This is a genomic window from Bacillus cereus group sp. BfR-BA-01379 (assembly GCF_022663605.1).
Classification (GTDB): domain Bacteria; phylum Bacillota; class Bacilli; order Bacillales; family Bacillaceae_G; genus Bacillus_A; species Bacillus_A mobilis.
The window spans coordinates 28034-43840 of sequence record NZ_JAKUFT010000030.1 but is presented as its reverse complement, the minus strand read 5'-3'; the positions used below and the strand labels follow the sequence as shown (position 1 = coordinate 43840).

Genomic DNA, 15807 nt, shown 5'->3' with positions numbered 1-15807 from the left:
TCATTTTGATTTCCTTTTTCAATAAATTTAAACTTGATACATTTATGTACGACTAAAGTATGACACCTTTACTTCTCACAAAACATATAGTATGATGATTTCAGTAAATTAGATTTCAATGACTATAATATAAATTAATGAGAGGTGCTTTTTTGTGAGTGCGGTAGGTACTAAATAGGAAAAATTTAATGAAATAAATCGGATAAGACCAGGGGATTTTTATGTATAGCATACCCCTAACTTTGTCATGGATTTATTTCGATACCTATGAAGATACCTACAATACTTTATAAAGCGTGTAATAGGAGGATTGCCATCCGTTTTTTTATGGCTTATTTCCTCATATGTTATTACACATGCCTTGTAAATGTAAAAGCTGCGGTATCCCCGCAGCTTTTTTGTATATATTTTTAATGTATAAAAATGGTAATTGAATCATGTAGGGCTCATTGGAATCTAATGAGTAGGTATCTTCATTGATGATAGAAATCAATCATAGTGAGGAGAAACAAAATGAATACGATGACTTTTGAAAAGTTACAATATAACGAATTAAAGGAAATAGTGAAATCATATTGTGTAAGTGGATTAGGTAAGGAATTATTAAATAAATTAGAGCCGAGTACGAGTATAAAAGTAGTGAGGAACCGCTTGAATGAAACGACAGAAGCGCGAGCTATAGTAGATGCAGAAGGGCATGTTCCTTTCTTCGGTATTTCAAATATCGCAAGTACAATTCAAAAATTAGAAAAAGGGATGATTTTAGATCCTGAAGAGTTAGTAAGTGTTTCAGACTTTTTACGCGGATGTAGAAAGATTAAAAAGTTTATGTTAGATAAAGAGTTTTTTGCGCCAGTATTAGCTTCATATGCAAATTCAATGACTGAATATAAAAGTATTGAAGAGGAAATTAACTTTTCCATTAAAGGCAATAGTATTGATGCAGCTGCGAGTAAAGAGTTAAAGCGAATTCGAAATAATATTGATTCGGTAGATGGAAAAATAAAAGAACGTTTAACGAAGTTTTTAAATAGTAGTGCAAATAAGAAGTATATTCAAGAATTCTTTATTAGTAAGAAAGATGATAGGTATACGATTCCAATTAAATCTTCTTATAAAAATCAAGTTGCGGGAAGTATAGTTGAAGCGTCTGCTAAAGGTTCTACTGTATTTATAGAACCGCATACGGTGACAAAGTTAAATGCGGAACTCGCAAGTTTGAAAGCAGAAGAAGCGATGGAAGAGTATCAGATTTTAGCGACTTTATCAGGGATGGTAGTAGAAAATATTTATCATATAAAAATTAATATGGAATTAATTAGTCAGTATGATATGGTATTTGCGAAAGCGAAGTTTAGTAAATCAATCGATGGAATAGAGCCGAAATTAAATGACCATGGCTACATTCATTTAGTAAATTGTAAGCATCCGCTTTTAAGTGGAAAAGTAGTACCGTTACACTTTGAAATCGGTCAAAACTACCGTAGTTTAATTATTACCGGACCTAATGCAGGCGGGAAGACAATTGTATTAAAGACAATTGGGCTATTAACATTAGCGACAATGTCAGGCTTGCATATTGCTGGAGATAAAGAAACGGAAATTGCTATTTTCGACAATGTATTTGTAGATATTGGTGATAATCAAAGTATCGAAAACGCACTAAGTACATTTTCATCTCATATGAAAAATTTATCTGAGATTATGAGGATGTCAAATAATAATACGCTGCTATTATTTGATGAAATAGGAAGCGGGACTGAACCGAATGAAGGAGCAGCACTTGCAATTTCTATTTTGGAGGAGTTTTATCTTGCAGGATGTATTACAGTTGCAAGTACGCATTACGGTGAAATTAAACGATTTTCAGAAATGCACGATGATTTTATGAACGCAGCAATGCAATTTAATAGTGAGACACTAGAACCACTTTATAAATTAGTAATCGGTAAATCAGGTGAAAGTAATGCACTTTGGATTGCTAATAAAATGAACGTAAGAGAGCGTGTGCTGCAAAGAGCGAAAGAGTATATGGAAAATAAAGAATATGCTTTAGAAAAACTGCATGAAAGTAAAATTAGAAAACCAAAATTTATGCAGGAAAAAAGAGAAAACCATTACGAGTACAAAATCGGCGATCGTGTAAATGTATTAGATTATAATGATTTTGGTATCATTTATAAGGAAATAGATAATTTCTATAACGTCGTTGTATATTATAACGGTGAATTCGTTGAAGTAAACGTAAAACGTATTACTTTAGAGGTAGCGGCAAAGGAATTATACCCAGAGGGATACGATTTAAATACACTATTTGTCGATTATAAAGAAAGAAAAATGCAACATGATATAGAGCGCGGATCGAAAAAAGCGCTTCGTAAAATCCAAAAAGAAATAAGAAAGAATAGAGGATAAGTTAGAATGGTAACGATTAGACAAGAGCAACAAAACGATTATAGAAAGACAGAAGAAGTGGTACAACAAGCATTTTTACATGAAGAATTTAGTGATAAAACAGAACATAAACTTGTAAAACGTATTAGAGAATGTGAAGCATTTGTTCCAGAATTATCAATCGTTGCAGTAGATGAGGAAATCGTTGGTCACATTCTGCTATCCAAAATTACGATAGAACACGATGGAACTTCTGTAGAATCATTAGCACTTGCACCGGTTTCAGTTGCTAAGGGCCATCAGAAAAAAGGAATTGGTGGAAAGCTTATTGGAGCTGCGTTAGAAAAAGCGAAAGAACTTGGATACGGATCGGTTGTAGTGTTAGGACATCCAGAGTATTATCCGAAATTTGGTTTTAAGAAAGCAAGTGAGAGGAATATAAAAGCACCATTTGAAGTGCCTGAAGAGGTGTTTATGGTAGTGGAATTAAGAGAGAATGCTCTTGAAGGTGTAGAAGGAGTTGTTCAGTATTCGAGTGCATTTGCTGAGTAGGAATATCAGATAAGGAATGTAATCATAAAAGATGCTATCTTTTTGTAGAGATATACAGAAAGATAGCTTTTTTATTAAGAAAATTCACTTGCGTATATTTTGCTCAATGAATAATTAAGGTGGTAAAATTGATATAGAAATGTAAAGGGAGAGAAGAGAATGAAGAATCGAGAAACAGATAGCAATGAGAATGTAGTTACGTTATATGTTACAAGACACGGTAAAACAATATTAAATACGAATCATCGCGCGCAAGGTTGGGCAGACTCTCCATTAGTAGAAAAAGGTGTGGAAGTTGCCACTAATTTAGGAACAGGATTAAAAGATGTTCATTTTGCGAATGCGTATAGTAGTGATAGCGGCCGAGCGATTGAAACTGCTAATTTAGTATTAAAATATAGTGAGCAATTAAAATTGAAACTTGAGCAAAGGAAAAATTTACGAGAATTAAATTTTGGTATTTTTGAAGGTGAAAAGCTTGAAAATATGTGGGATGTGGTTGGAAAAGCTGCGGGTGTTACATCACCAGAAGAACTCATGAAGTTTTCTATTCAAGAAGTGATTAATCTGATTAGAGCAGCAGATCCTACGAAACAAGCGGAAGATTGGGAATTATTTTCTACTCGTATAAAAGTAGAAATTGATAAAATTAGTGAAGAAGCTGCTGCAAATGGAGGCGGTAACGTTTTAGTTGTCGTTCATGGGCTTTTGATTACGGCATTAATTGAAATGCTAGACAGTAGTAAAACAAAACTTGGAGTAGAGAATGCAAGTGTAACGAAAATTTTATATAAAGACGGGGAATATATCGTCGAGTCTGTTGGAGATATGAGTTATGTTGCAAAAGGGAAAGAAAGTGTGGAAATATAAAAAACATATAGAAATAAGAAAAGGAAGGTAGAGAAATCTAGCTTCCTTTTCTTATTTCTATTTATAAAATTAGGTTAGAATATTTTGGTGAAAATATCCATTATGTAGGGTGTTTCTTTGTTCAACAATTGGATCATTTAATTGAATAAGGCCATTTTGTTAAAAAGGATATCTCCAATTTTTAACGAATACAGGGTTATAAATAAGAAAAAGTGGTGAGATAAATAGGAAGAGAATTTAATTTCTTTTTGGGAAATAAAACGGAAAAATGCATCATTAACAGGCTTCAGAGCGCGGGGTGTGTTTTCGCAGAAGATGAGGCCCGGTTACTTATGTCAGAGGCACAAACACCAGAGGACTTAAAGAAAATGGTGGAAATGCGAGCCGATGGTTTACCACTTGAATATGTTGTGGGATACGCGGCATTCTGTGGATTGCGGATAGAAGTGGACCGAGGTGTTTTCGTGCCTCGTCAACGTACAGAGTTTCTTGTTCACCAGGCAAAAGCTCTGTCATGTTTTGATGATATCGTCGTTGATCTATGTTGCGGGTCAGGGGCTGTGGGTGTAGCTCTGGTGGAAGCTTTAGGACGAGTTGAATTGTATTCTGTTGATATTGACCCTGTCGCAGTACGATGTGCAAGCCGCAACGTAACAAATTTCGGTGGACATGTTTTTGAAGGTGACTTGTATAACGCCTTACCTTATTCACTTAAAGGTCGTGTGAATACCTTAGTTGCAAACGTACCATATGTTCCTACCAAGGCAATAAAGCTGCTCCCACAGGAAGCTCGCCTACATGAACCAAAGATAGCGCTTGACGGGGGAGAGGATGGACTTCACATTCAGCGAAGAGTAGCAAAAGAAGCATTTCTCTGGCTAGCACCGGGAGGTCATCTTTTAATAGAGACGAGTGAAATGCAGGCAACTCAGACCTTTGAAATTTTTGCTGATGCTGGGCTTACTCCGAAATTGGCTAGAGATGAGGAACTAGACGCTACTGTCGTTATAGGAGTGAATTCTTGTTTTTAGCATAAATTAGTACGTAGTTTTATTTACAAATGAGTACAAAATTTATTTTAAATTTACACGTGCTCGTTATTTGAAGAAGAAAGGACATAACATATGTTATGTCCTTTCATTTATTAATTGTTTCAATTTAGGTCTTGATAAAATCGAATCTAGCTTCCTTTTTTAAGTGGTAACGATTAAGGGATTAATAAAATCTTCCCTGTACTTTTTCTGCTCTCTAATAATTCATGGGCGCGGGCACCGTCTTGTAAAGAGAATGTAGTAGGATTTGCGATTTTTACTTTCTCGGCCATAATCCATTCGAATAATTGAGAGGAGCGTTCTTTTCTCTCTTCATAAGATGTAAGCACGTTCCAAAGGTCTCCGCCAGTTAAAGTTTTTGAAGTATCCATAAGCATACGCGGATCAACGGGCGCAGGATTACCGCCGGCCATTCCGTAAAATACGACAGTACCACCAGTTTTAGTTGTGCTAAAACTTTCCTCTAATGTAGAACCTACTGATTCATATACAACATTTACTCCATCACCGTTTGTTATTTCAAGTACTTTCGCAGGCCATGCTTCCGTATATAAAAATACATGATCAGCACCAGCTAATGTAGCTATTTGTGCTTTTTCTTTTGATGACGTGAGGCCGATTACCTTTCCGCCTAGTAGTTTAATCATTTGAATAAGAAGTTGTCCAACACCACCAGCTGCGGCATGTACTAAAGCTATATCACTTTGTTTTATTTGATAGCTATCTTGCGTTAAATAATGTGCTGTTAGACCTTGCAATAAGACAGAAGCGGCTGTTTCAAACGAGATAGCATCTGGAAGCTTAATTGCCTTCTCAGATGGAACAGCAACTAGCTCCGCATTTGCGAATGGTACGTCAGCAAATGCAATGCGATCTCCGGGACTGATTGTAGTAACGTCAGCTCCTACTTTTTCAACAATACCAGCGCCTTCATAACCTAATATATAAGGCGGGTTACCAGCGAGATGATAATCGCCGCGGCGTCTATAAACATCAGCGAAGTTTAATCCGATTGCTTTCGTACGGATAAGAATTTCATTTGGATTTATGATTGGATCATGTATTTCTTTATATTGTAGTACATCTGGACTTCCAAATTGTTTGAAACAAAGTGCCTTCATATGGAATACCTCCATTTTTATTGTTTGTCGATGCTCTTTATCATACAATACAAATATCAATAGATAAAGAGGATTATTTCGATGAAATCAATCGGAAATATCGATTGAAAAGAGGGACGATAAATGGAGATAAAACAATTAATTACATTTAAAGTAGCGGCAGATACTTTAAATTTTACGCAAACTGCGAAGAAATTAAACTTTGCTCAGTCGAGCGTAACGGCGCAAATTAAAACGTTAGAAGTTGAGTTAGGTACGCCGTTATTTGAAAGATTAGGAAAACGTCTTTTTTTAACGGAAGCAGGCAAAAAGTTTCAACTATATGCCGACAAGATGATTGCACTCAGTAACGAAGCGAAAATGGCTGTGAAAGATGATGAGGAAATAGCAGGTACGTTAATAATCGGTGCGCAAGAGAGTCAATGTACATATAGGCTGCCATCTATATTAAAGAGGTTTAAAGCACAATTTCCTCAAATAAAGCTTATATTTAAACCAGCACATTCCAATAAAGATGCGAAAGAACAATTGATGGAGGGAAAAGTCGATCTTGCCTTTATTTTGGACGAATGTAAAACAGAAGCTGCTTTACATGTGGAGCCGCTTATGAAAGAAGAGTTAAAAGTAGTAGCTGCTTCAGGGCATCATTTACTCGAGCAAACTTCCATTTCTATAAAAGATTTAGAGATGGAAACACTCTTACTAACAGAACTCGGTTGCTCATACCGAACTTTATTTGAAGAGCTATTTCGTACAGAAGATGTGTATCCAGCAAATAAAATTGAATTCGTTAGTGTCGAGGCGATTAAACAATGTGTTATTGCAGATTTAGGTATAGCTGTTTTACCAGCGATAGTAGTAGAAAAAGATATACGAGAGGGAACGATAAAAGAGTTACATGTAGAAAATGCAATTTCACCAATTTATACACAAATTGCTTGGCATAAAGATAAATGGATGACAGTGCCACTGCAACAATTTATTGATGTGACGAGGGAGTTTTTTACAACGGATTAAGTGGAGAAATATTTAATTTATGTGACAGATAAATGTTACTTTTCTATTGGGAGAACCGATGCTTGCATGTAACAAGTATCGGTTCTTTTATGTTTTAAATAAAGAATGCTATAAAATGTGTATTTCTCAACTTTTTTCCTTACAAGGATAAGTAAATTTCTTCGTATATTCCAATAATCATAAGGAAATTTACAATGTTTATTCGTTTCTGTAAGATGCCTCTAGGAAGCATGAAAGGAGGGCTTTACATAGGGATAGATTGTCTTTATTAAACGTACTTATTTTGAGGGAGGAGATTGAAAATGTTTAAAAAGTTAATGAAAGTATGTGTGTTAAGTGTAGCGAGTGTAGGTGTATTATTTAGTTTCCAAGGAAGTACATTTGCAGCTACTGATTTAAGTAGTTACTATGACGGGAAAAATCCAGCAACAACGAAAGTATACGGAGGTAGTACAACGTGTGATGCAGATGGATTTAATGCAAAGTCTACAGCGGTGTACGAAGGTAGTAAAAAAGTAGGGACAGTGTATTTACGTTACAGTAATAAATGTCATGCAGCTTGGTCTAAGTTTGTTTTAGATCAACCAGCACCAGCTGTTTCTGGAGGAGTGTATGCGTACGCTGTTGTGAATAAATACAAAAATGGTGTATTCCAAAAATCAGTCACTTCTAATCAGGGAAACGGCACAATAAAAACAGGCCAAACGAGTACTTATACAGGAATGGTATTTGATTTAACTGCTGATTTCGGATACACAGCAGATGCTGAAGCGGTTACGTTTAATAATGGTTATGGAAAAACAGGACGCTATTAAAAAGGAGTAGAATACTTTGAAACTTTTAAAAAAGCTAAGTTCATGTTTTTGTCTATCATTGCTCGTTTTAACTAGTGTGTTTAGTACGACGAATAATGATAAAGCATATGCAGAAGATCATTCGTATGATGGGAAAAGTCCGTATTACAATAGCTGTGATCAATCAGCAGTAACGAAAGAAAAGAAATGGATTGATTCCAATTCTTATGTGGAATTAAAATTTAGCACAACGTGTAAGACAGCATGGGCGAAAGTCACAGTAACTCGTGCAGCAGTATATAATAACGAAGCCGATGCAAGAATTGTAAGAAAAACAGATGGAAAGGCATATACTTGCGGCAGTGCTGGAGGTAATGGTGTTGTGAATAAAGGGCAAACATCATGCTATACACCAATGGTATATGATTTAGATCCAAGAAAGGCACAGGCGCAAGGGAAACATGCCATTCCGAATAGTGATGCCTATAATTATGCTGAGACTATTTGGTATTGATAGTATTATAAATGTACTAAGAGCTTTTATTTAATGTTGATATGAAGATGAAAGAGCCTTACTATATTTTACTGTAGTAAGGCTCGTTAAAGTTGTTTGATTTTTATTTGACTAAAGCTTTGGATAGATATTTAGAACCATTGCATTAACTAAGATCTGTATCAGGAGGAGTATAGCCAAGGTGACGAGCCATTGATACAATTTGTCCTTTATGATGAAATTCATGTGTTTCTGTATGAGTTAAAAGCCATAGCGGTGTTGTGCTCCAAGGTTCTTTTTGCCATTTCACTTCATTTGCTATATTTTCGAGCCAACGGTCATTGTATTCATCTAAAAAGTGTTGTACAGTCTCATCTACTAACTTAAATCTAGCACGGACTTTCTCCACATCTGCATGCTCAATTTCATAATCACTAGCAAATGAAAAATCTGCCCGTTTTAGCTTGAATGCGAACGATCCAAGCCAGTATCGATAGCAATCGGCTACATGAATATGCGTCTTTATGATGCTACCGCTCCCGAAATTAGGAACAGTGCTATGTAATTTTTCTAGTGGGATTTCTTCCAAAAATGTAAATAGAGTTTCTCTTGTAGAGCTAATAAGATTATATTGTTGTTTTAAAATATGTAACATGAAATTAACACTCCTCTTTTATTTACTAAACTATTTGTGTAGTAAGTAATTCTATATGTACGAGAGGTGAACCTTTTTATTATTTTTACTAGGCATATTAGATGTATTTCTTAATCGTTTCTGATAGATTAAACAAAGTGAAACTTTAATAAGTTGAACATTCTTAGTTCATAATAAATGGTACATGAAGAAGGAGAACGATAAAATGAATAGACTAGTTGGCTTAAAACAATTTGAAATAACGCGCGGGGAACTGCTTAAATTTATGGAAACGTTAGATGATAAAACTGTGGATACACAGCCAGAGGGTTTTAATAATACAATTCGCTGGCATATCGGTCATGTGTTAACGGCAGCAGAAGTTTTCATGTTTGGAAAAGAATTTAAACAATTACCAACTGAATATCCAGGTATGTTTGGATATGGATCAAGACCATCTAAATGGAAAACAGAAGGACCATCATTAGAAGTGTTAACGGCTCAATTAAAAGAACAAGCAAAACGTATTAACGAAATTCCAGCAGAAGCATTTGAAAATAAACTACCAGAGCCGTTTTTAGGATTGGAAACAGTAGGGGAGCTATACGGTATGATGCTTTATCATGAAGCTGATCATATTGGGCAAATGAAGGCGATGGAGCGTATTATTAAAGCTCTTTAGTTTGAATTGCATATAAAAAACGAAAGCATAATACAGGTGTAATGTTAAATAATATATAGACAAAAAGGGTAGATAATTTATTATCTATCCTTTTTGTTGTTGAATTTCTTGAAGGATTATGAACGCTTACCATAGTGATACTGATGAAGTAGGAATAGTTATTATTTTTTTGTTTTACATAATAGAAAAATATTGAAGATAATACAGAAGAAAGTATGAAGCTGTAAAACCTGTATGAAATAGCTTGTTCCTAAATATGGAATATACGTATAATAATAGAGACGAATTAGAAATAGGGGTGAATACTATGATTACATTAGAACAAAAGTTGGAGCAATACACACATACATATGCACAGATAAAGGGAGAACTAAAATGGAAAACGAGTGATTCTCGAACAGGAATGATGATTGCTGCTATGTATGCAGGTAGTGATAAATTGTTTGATCTCGGACGTTTTTTAGAAATTAGTAGCTATATTAAGAATCAGGTAGGGATGTTTTCATACTTAAAGTCTTATCATCGTTTTGTTGTGGCCGCAACATTAGATATTCACTTTACAGATTACAAGAAAGCTTTTCGGAAGTTTTTAGATGTATATGAACAATTGGTTGCTGGTGGTTTTAGCCGAAGTATATTTACTTATCTCGCAGCAGCTGTGCTTTTAACAGAAGAAAATGAACAACATGGTACGCACATTCAGCGTTCGATGCAAGTATATAAACGTATGAAAGAGGAACATCTTTTTCTTACAAGTGCAAATGATTATCCACTCGCGGTTTTACTAGCAGGACAATCAGAGAATGTAGAAACACTTATGGACCGTGTAGAACGTCTTTATCAGAAACTAGCGAAAGCTGGTTTGCGTAAAGGGAATGATCTTCAGTTTTTAAGTCATATCCTTTCACTAAAGAAGGATGTCCGTGAAGAAATGTTAGTTGCAACATGTACAAACATTTGGAATTTGTTAAAACAAGAAAAGGTAAAAGTGAAACAGATGCATTATCCAGCAATCGGGCTACTAGCGTTACTTGAAGATGGAGAAAAAGAGATTCATGCTATTAAAGCGTTGATTGAAAAACTACAGGGGGAGAAATTATTCCGTTGGCATACAGATGCGAATATTCTTATTGCTATCCAATTGTTCGTAAGTCAGAAAGGTGAGGAAAGTAAAGCTACCAACACAGGTTTACAAACTATGATAGAAGTCCTCATACAAGCACAACAAGCAGCCATGATGGCAACGATTGCCGCTTCATCTGTAGCAACCTCTTCAGCAAGTAGTAGTTCATAATGTGTAACTCTTTTAATAAGGAAGGTAAAAAAGCCCATCACTCTCTAATGAGTGATGGGCTTTTTTAAATAATCAGCATTATTTTTTCGACGCCTTCAAATGTTTGAGTTGTGTAACAATCATAATGCTAATAACAACGAGTAAAAACCATGAGCTAATTTTGCTTAAGTGAACGAGATTCCATGCTTCCCGTTGATTTGGATATTGCCATGCCCCGAAAAATGTTGCGATGTTCTCTGCAATCCAAATAAAGAAACCGATAAGGAAAAAGGAGAGAACGAGTGGCATTTTATATGTAACGCCTCGTAATGAAAATTCTACAAATGTCCGAAAGAAAACGATGAATAATAGTAAAGTTAATACCCATCTAAAGTCATATAGAAAATGATGTGTGAAAAAATTAAAGTAAATCATTGCTCCTAGAGGTATTGCAAAAATAGCCCTCGGCCAATGATGCATTTGTAAATGCAATCTTCTCCACGCTTGGCATATGTAACTGGCAACACTTGCATACATAAAACCACTGTAAAGCGGAACTCCAAAAACTTTTGAATATGCTTCTTCTGGATAACTCCATGAACCGAAATGTACTTTATATATTTCTAGTAGAAGGCCGATGAGATGGAAGACAGTAATTACTTTTAATTCGTCTTTCGTTTCAAGTCCAGTTTTGTACATAATCCACTGCATAAGAAGACATACGATGAGTATGAAATCGTAGCGGTTTAATCCTGGGATAGAAATGATTTTTGATAGGGCTAGTGTTAAGAAAATAACAACTGGGAATAAGCAAGAGAATGCTTGCTCGTAAGTGAAGTGTAGTAGTTGTTTTATATAGAACATTGTGTCACCTTCGGTATTTTTGTTAGAAAACTCAAAATAATGATTAAGTATACTACAATTTTAAAAATAATCCAGTAGTCTATCTTGCATGTATTTGTAAGTTTTGGATAGAAATCGTAAAAAGTATTTTAATATTTAACAAAGTAAAAAAATAGTTTGCTATTTAAAAAAAGTGGGGATATAATATCTAAATGAAAATGATAATTATTATCAGTAATGATTATAAATTAAAAATAATTATAAAAAACAACTTAATATAAAGGATGAAATGAAACATGTTACATAAGTCTGCTGTACATGCTGGCAATAATAGCTGGATACATATTAAGTTCATATGTTTCATGAGCTTAACAATTTTATGTTTAATCGGATCTATATTTTTAGCTATTGCATTCGGTGCAAAGGATATCCATTTGCAAACTGTATGGGCAGCGGTTTTTGATTATAATCCGAAAGTAACGCAGCACCAAATTATTTATGAATTAAGGCTTCCAAGGGTAATTGGTGCAGCAGTGGTAGGAGCAGCTTTTGCAGTCGCAGGGGCAGTTATGCAAGGAGTAACACGAAACCCATTAGCTGATGCAGGTGTGCTTGGGATAAATGCAGGTGCGATGTTTGTAGTTGCACTTAGTTTTGCCTTTTTCCCGCATATGCCATATTCCTATTTAATGATTGTTTCCTTTATTGGAGCGGTTTTAAGTACAGTACTCATTTTTATTATCGGGTCAGCAACATCAGGCGGATTAACACCGATGAGGTTAACGATTGCAGGGGCAGTTATGGCCGCACTTTTGCATTCACTAAGTTCAGGTGTCGCGATTTATTATGACTTAAGTCAAGATTTAGCGTTTTGGTACGCTGGTGGTGTTGCAGGGGTTAAGTGGGAGCACTTGAAATTTTTAGTTCCTATTATTCTCATAACCATTCTTTTTGCGACAGTGATAGGGCGGTCTATTTCACTCATATCAATGGGAGATGACGTCGCTACGAATTTAGGAGTAAAAACGAACCGAACGAGAATACTAGGGATGATTATAGTAGTCATTCTTGCAGGTGTATCTGTTTCAGCTGTTGGTTCTATCGGATTTGTAGGACTTGTTATTCCGCATATTGCTAGAAAATTAGTTGGTGTGAATTATCGACTCATTATTCCTATGTCAGCGTTATTAGGAGCTATGTTATTAGTTTTAGCTGACTTAGGGGCAAGAACAGTAAACCCTCCTAAAGAACTTGCGATAGGAATTATGGTAGCTCTTGTTGGAGTTCCGTTCTTCCTCTATATAGCACGTAAAGTTGGGAGGGAGCTATAAGTGAAGGAACTTTTGAACACTGATAAAAAGAGAGCTATTACTGTAACTGCAATTTTTAGTTGTATTAGTATCGCTGTCATTTTAATTAGTTTAAATACAGGGACACTAAGCATAGCGCCGCTTAAAGTAATTCAAACACTTTTCGGTTATGGTGATTTTGAGAGCGCAACAGTGCTATACGATTATCGTATGCCAAGAATTATAATTACAATGTTAGCTGGTATTGGCCTTGGGATTTCCGGTGCGATTTTACAAGGATTATCACGTAATGCACTTGCAGACCCTGGTATTTTAGGGTTACATTCAGGTGCATCTTTCGGATTAATTATATTCGTTACTTTCTTTCATTCTATTAATGAGAATGCATCAATTTTAATACCGTTATTTACATTTGGCGGGGGAGTACTAGCTGCATTTTTAATTATTATACTTGCAAGTGATCGGTCAAAAGGTTTACTTCCTATTAGACTTATTTTCGTTGGTATTGCTGTTTCAGCTGGCTTTAGTGCGATTTCGTTATTTTTCTCCCTCAAGTTAAATGATGAGACATATACATTCGCTTCTAGATGGTTAGTTGGTAACGTGTGGGGAAGAGATTGGATTCATGTCCTAGCATTATTACCTTGGATTTTCATACTAACCCCGTATGCATGGCTAAAATCTAAAACGTTAAATGCATTGTCACTAGGTGATAGTGTGGCAGCAGGACTTGGTGTTTCTGTTCAAAAAGAACGGTTACTTCTTTTAGCTACAGCGGTTGGATTATCTTGCGCGAGTGTATCGATGGCAGGGGGGATTGGGTTCATCGGTTTAGTTGCTCCGCATATTGCAAGAAAGTTAGTAGGTACTACCTATCAACATTTCCTTCCACTAGCTGGCATTATCGGAATGATTATTTTAGTGCTAGCAGATACGATAGGTCGTTCTATATTCGAGCCAAATTCTATTCCAGCTGGTGTAGTAGTGGCAGCTTTAGGAGCACCTTATTTTCTTTATTTACTTACAAAAACAAAATAAATACTTCAAAGAGGAGAACATATGAAAAAGAAACTTACTATTTTATTTAGCATAATGTGTATTTTAGTATTAGCAGCATGTGGTCAAACGAAATCTAATGAAGAGGCAACGAAAAAAACTGAAAAAAGTAATGATCCGAAAATCGCTTCTATGTCCATTCACTTAACGAATAATTTACTGGCATTAGGAATTACACCTGTAGGTTCTGTTATTGGAGGAGATTTAAAAGATTTCTTACCGCATGCAAAAGAGCAGTTGAAAGATACGAAGAAACTTGGTGTTGTAACGGATCCGAATATGGAAGCATTACTTCAATTGAAGCCAACTGACATTTATGTGGATGAAAAATACGCGGGCAAAGATTTAGCGAAATACGAAAAAATTGCAAAAACACATTCTTTTAATTTAGATGAAGGTACGTGGAGAGATCAGTTAAAGCAAGTTGGTAAACTTGTAAACCGTGAGAAAGAAGCGGATACATATATTCAAGATTACGAAGAGCAATCAAAACGAGTAAAAAGTTTAATAGATAAAGAATTAGGTAATAACGAAAAAGTAATGGCAATTCGTGTTACTGCAAAAGAATTACGTGTATTTAGTACGAAAAGACCGATGGGACCAATTTTGTTCCAAGACTTAGGATTACAACCTGCAAACGGTGTAGAGAAAATTGATGGAAACCGTCCTTTCGAAGTCATTTCACAAGAAGTATTACCTGACTTTGATGCAGATGCTATTTTCGTTGTTGTAAACAGAGATGATAAGGCAAAAGCTGCATTTAAACAACTTCAAGAAACACCAATTTGGAAAGACTTAAAAGCAGTTAAAGGTAAGCACGTATACATTATTAATGACCAACCATGGCTTGACTATTCTGCTTTAGGTAACAAAATGGCAATGGATGAAGCAGAGAAAATGTTTACGAAATAATATCGATTCGTAGTTAGGAAGATCCTCTAAATTTTGAGGGTCTTTTTTATTGATAGAATAAATGAAAAAATATACAATAAATGTAATTTAATGTATAGGAGATGTGCCAATGTCAGCGCTTATTGTAAGTATCCCGTGTATAAAGCAGTTTATAGAATAAAGGGATAAATAGGCTAATAATTATCCCTGTTATTAAAAAAAGGGAGTTTGAAATAACAATGAATCTTTTTCAAAATAAAACGATTAAATTATCAGCTATGAGAGAAGCAGATGCTGTAGTAATGGCTATGTGGCAAGAAGATAGTGAGTATGTAAGGAATGTCGATACAGATGTAGCATTTCCGCAATCGATACAAGAAATTGCAAGTGATGGGCTATTAAAGGGGCGAAGATCGAATAGTGTTGCTTTCATGGTAAGGACAGTTCAAGATGATCGCTTAATTGGTTTTGTTGCAATTCATGGCATAGAGTGGAATAACAGAACGGGTTTATTAGCAATTGGTATAGGAGATGAAAATGATAGAGGGAAAGGATATGGAAGAGAAGCGATCCATCTTATCTTAAAATATGCTTTCTATGAAATGAATTTACACCGCGTTGGCCTCGATGTTATTTCTTATAATAAAGCTGCTATTGAGTTGTATAAAAAAATGGATTTTCAGATAGAAGGCTGTATGAGAGAAGCAGTTCAAAGGGATGGGAAGTGTTTTGATCGTATTATTATGGGGATATTGCGGGGGGAATGGATAGAGCTACAAAAATAAAAATGGTGGTAACAAGTTAATTATTCATACTATGAATAAT

At 35.3% G+C, this 15807-nt stretch carries 16 protein-coding genes; 13 read left to right on the top strand and 3 right to left on the bottom strand.

Going from position 1 to position 15807, the window contains the following annotated elements; translation table 11 throughout:
- Positions 1–513 precede the first annotated feature (513 nt).
- From MR113_RS13640 to MR113_RS13625, 4 genes are all read left to right on the top strand, one after another.
- Complete coding sequence (locus MR113_RS13640; RefSeq protein ID WP_242254819.1) at positions 514–2415, top strand: endonuclease MutS2; 1902 nt, start codon at positions 514–516, stop codon at positions 2413–2415.
- Positions 2416–2421: 6 nt separating this feature from the next.
- On the top strand, positions 2422–2946 hold the full coding sequence (locus tag MR113_RS13635) for a GNAT family N-acetyltransferase (RefSeq protein ID WP_242254818.1): 525 nt from the start codon (positions 2422–2424) through the stop codon (positions 2944–2946).
- A 159-nt stretch (positions 2947–3105) separates the two neighbouring features.
- Positions 3106–3816, top strand: coding sequence for a histidine phosphatase family protein (locus MR113_RS13630; RefSeq protein ID WP_242254817.1), 711 nt, complete (start codon positions 3106–3108; stop codon positions 3814–3816).
- A gap of 248 nt (positions 3817–4064) precedes the next feature.
- Positions 4065–4847 carry a putative protein N(5)-glutamine methyltransferase gene (locus MR113_RS13625; RefSeq protein WP_242254814.1) on the top strand — a complete coding sequence of 261 codons (783 nt, stop codon included), beginning with the start codon at positions 4065–4067 and terminating at the stop codon, positions 4845–4847.
- Positions 4848–5023: 176 nt separating this feature from the next.
- Here MR113_RS13625 and MR113_RS13620 read toward each other — a convergent pair whose 3' ends face one another.
- On the bottom strand, positions 5024–5989 hold the full coding sequence (locus tag MR113_RS13620) for a quinone oxidoreductase family protein (RefSeq protein ID WP_242254813.1): 966 nt from the start codon (positions 5987–5989) through the stop codon (positions 5024–5026).
- Between the two features lie 123 nt (positions 5990–6112).
- On the opposite strand from MR113_RS13620, the gene MR113_RS13615 reads away from it, so the two are divergent.
- From MR113_RS13615 to MR113_RS13605, 3 genes are all read left to right on the top strand, one after another.
- Complete coding sequence (locus MR113_RS13615) at positions 6113–7006, top strand: LysR family transcriptional regulator (protein WP_242254811.1); 894 nt, start codon at positions 6113–6115, stop codon at positions 7004–7006.
- 302 nt (positions 7007–7308) lie between these two features.
- Positions 7309–7821 (top strand): DUF2690 domain-containing protein, encoded by a 513-nt coding sequence (locus tag MR113_RS13610; protein WP_000473752.1) that lies wholly within the window; start codon positions 7309–7311, stop codon positions 7819–7821.
- 16 nt (positions 7822–7837) lie between these two features.
- A complete protein-coding gene (locus tag MR113_RS13605) occupies positions 7838–8314 on the top strand; it encodes a DUF2690 domain-containing protein (RefSeq protein ID WP_242254809.1) in 477 nt (158 codons plus the stop codon).
- 145 nt (positions 8315–8459) lie between these two features.
- Here MR113_RS13605 and MR113_RS13600 read toward each other — a convergent pair whose 3' ends face one another.
- Positions 8460–8948, bottom strand: a complete 489-nt coding sequence (locus MR113_RS13600) for a DinB family protein (RefSeq protein WP_242254807.1) — start codon at positions 8946–8948, stop codon at positions 8460–8462.
- Positions 8949–9132: 184 nt separating this feature from the next.
- Between MR113_RS13600 and MR113_RS13595 the strand changes: the two genes are divergently transcribed.
- On the top strand, positions 9133–9609 hold the full coding sequence (locus tag MR113_RS13595) for a DinB family protein (protein ID WP_242254806.1): 477 nt from the start codon (positions 9133–9135) through the stop codon (positions 9607–9609).
- 256 nt (positions 9610–9865) lie between these two features.
- Positions 9866–10903, top strand: coding sequence for a DUF4003 domain-containing protein (locus MR113_RS13590; RefSeq protein WP_242254804.1), 1038 nt, complete (start codon positions 9866–9868; stop codon positions 10901–10903).
- 78 nt (positions 10904–10981) lie between these two features.
- On the opposite strand, the gene MR113_RS13585 is transcribed toward MR113_RS13590, so the two are convergent.
- A complete protein-coding gene (locus MR113_RS13585; protein WP_242254802.1) occupies positions 10982–11746 on the bottom strand; it encodes a DUF817 domain-containing protein in 765 nt (254 codons plus the stop codon).
- Between the two features lie 275 nt (positions 11747–12021).
- On the opposite strand from MR113_RS13585, the gene MR113_RS13580 reads away from it, so the two are divergent.
- The 4 genes from MR113_RS13580 to MR113_RS13565 all read left to right on the top strand — a co-directional run bounded on the left by MR113_RS13580 (position 12022) and on the right by MR113_RS13565 (position 15767).
- Positions 12022–13056 carry a FecCD family ABC transporter permease gene (locus tag MR113_RS13580; RefSeq protein WP_098870344.1) on the top strand — a complete coding sequence of 345 codons (1035 nt, stop codon included), beginning with the start codon at positions 12022–12024 and terminating at the stop codon, positions 13054–13056.
- Entirely contained in the window at positions 13057–14073 is a 1017-nt protein-coding gene (locus MR113_RS13575; RefSeq protein WP_242254800.1) for a FecCD family ABC transporter permease, read from the top strand.
- A 21-nt stretch (positions 14074–14094) separates the two neighbouring features.
- Positions 14095–15003 carry an iron-hydroxamate ABC transporter substrate-binding protein gene (locus MR113_RS13570; protein WP_226545113.1) on the top strand — a complete coding sequence of 303 codons (909 nt, stop codon included), beginning with the start codon at positions 14095–14097 and terminating at the stop codon, positions 15001–15003.
- Positions 15004–15215: 212 nt separating this feature from the next.
- Positions 15216–15767, top strand: coding sequence for a GNAT family N-acetyltransferase (locus tag MR113_RS13565; protein WP_242254843.1), 552 nt, complete (start codon positions 15216–15218; stop codon positions 15765–15767).
- The last annotated feature ends 40 nt before the right edge of the window (positions 15768–15807 follow it).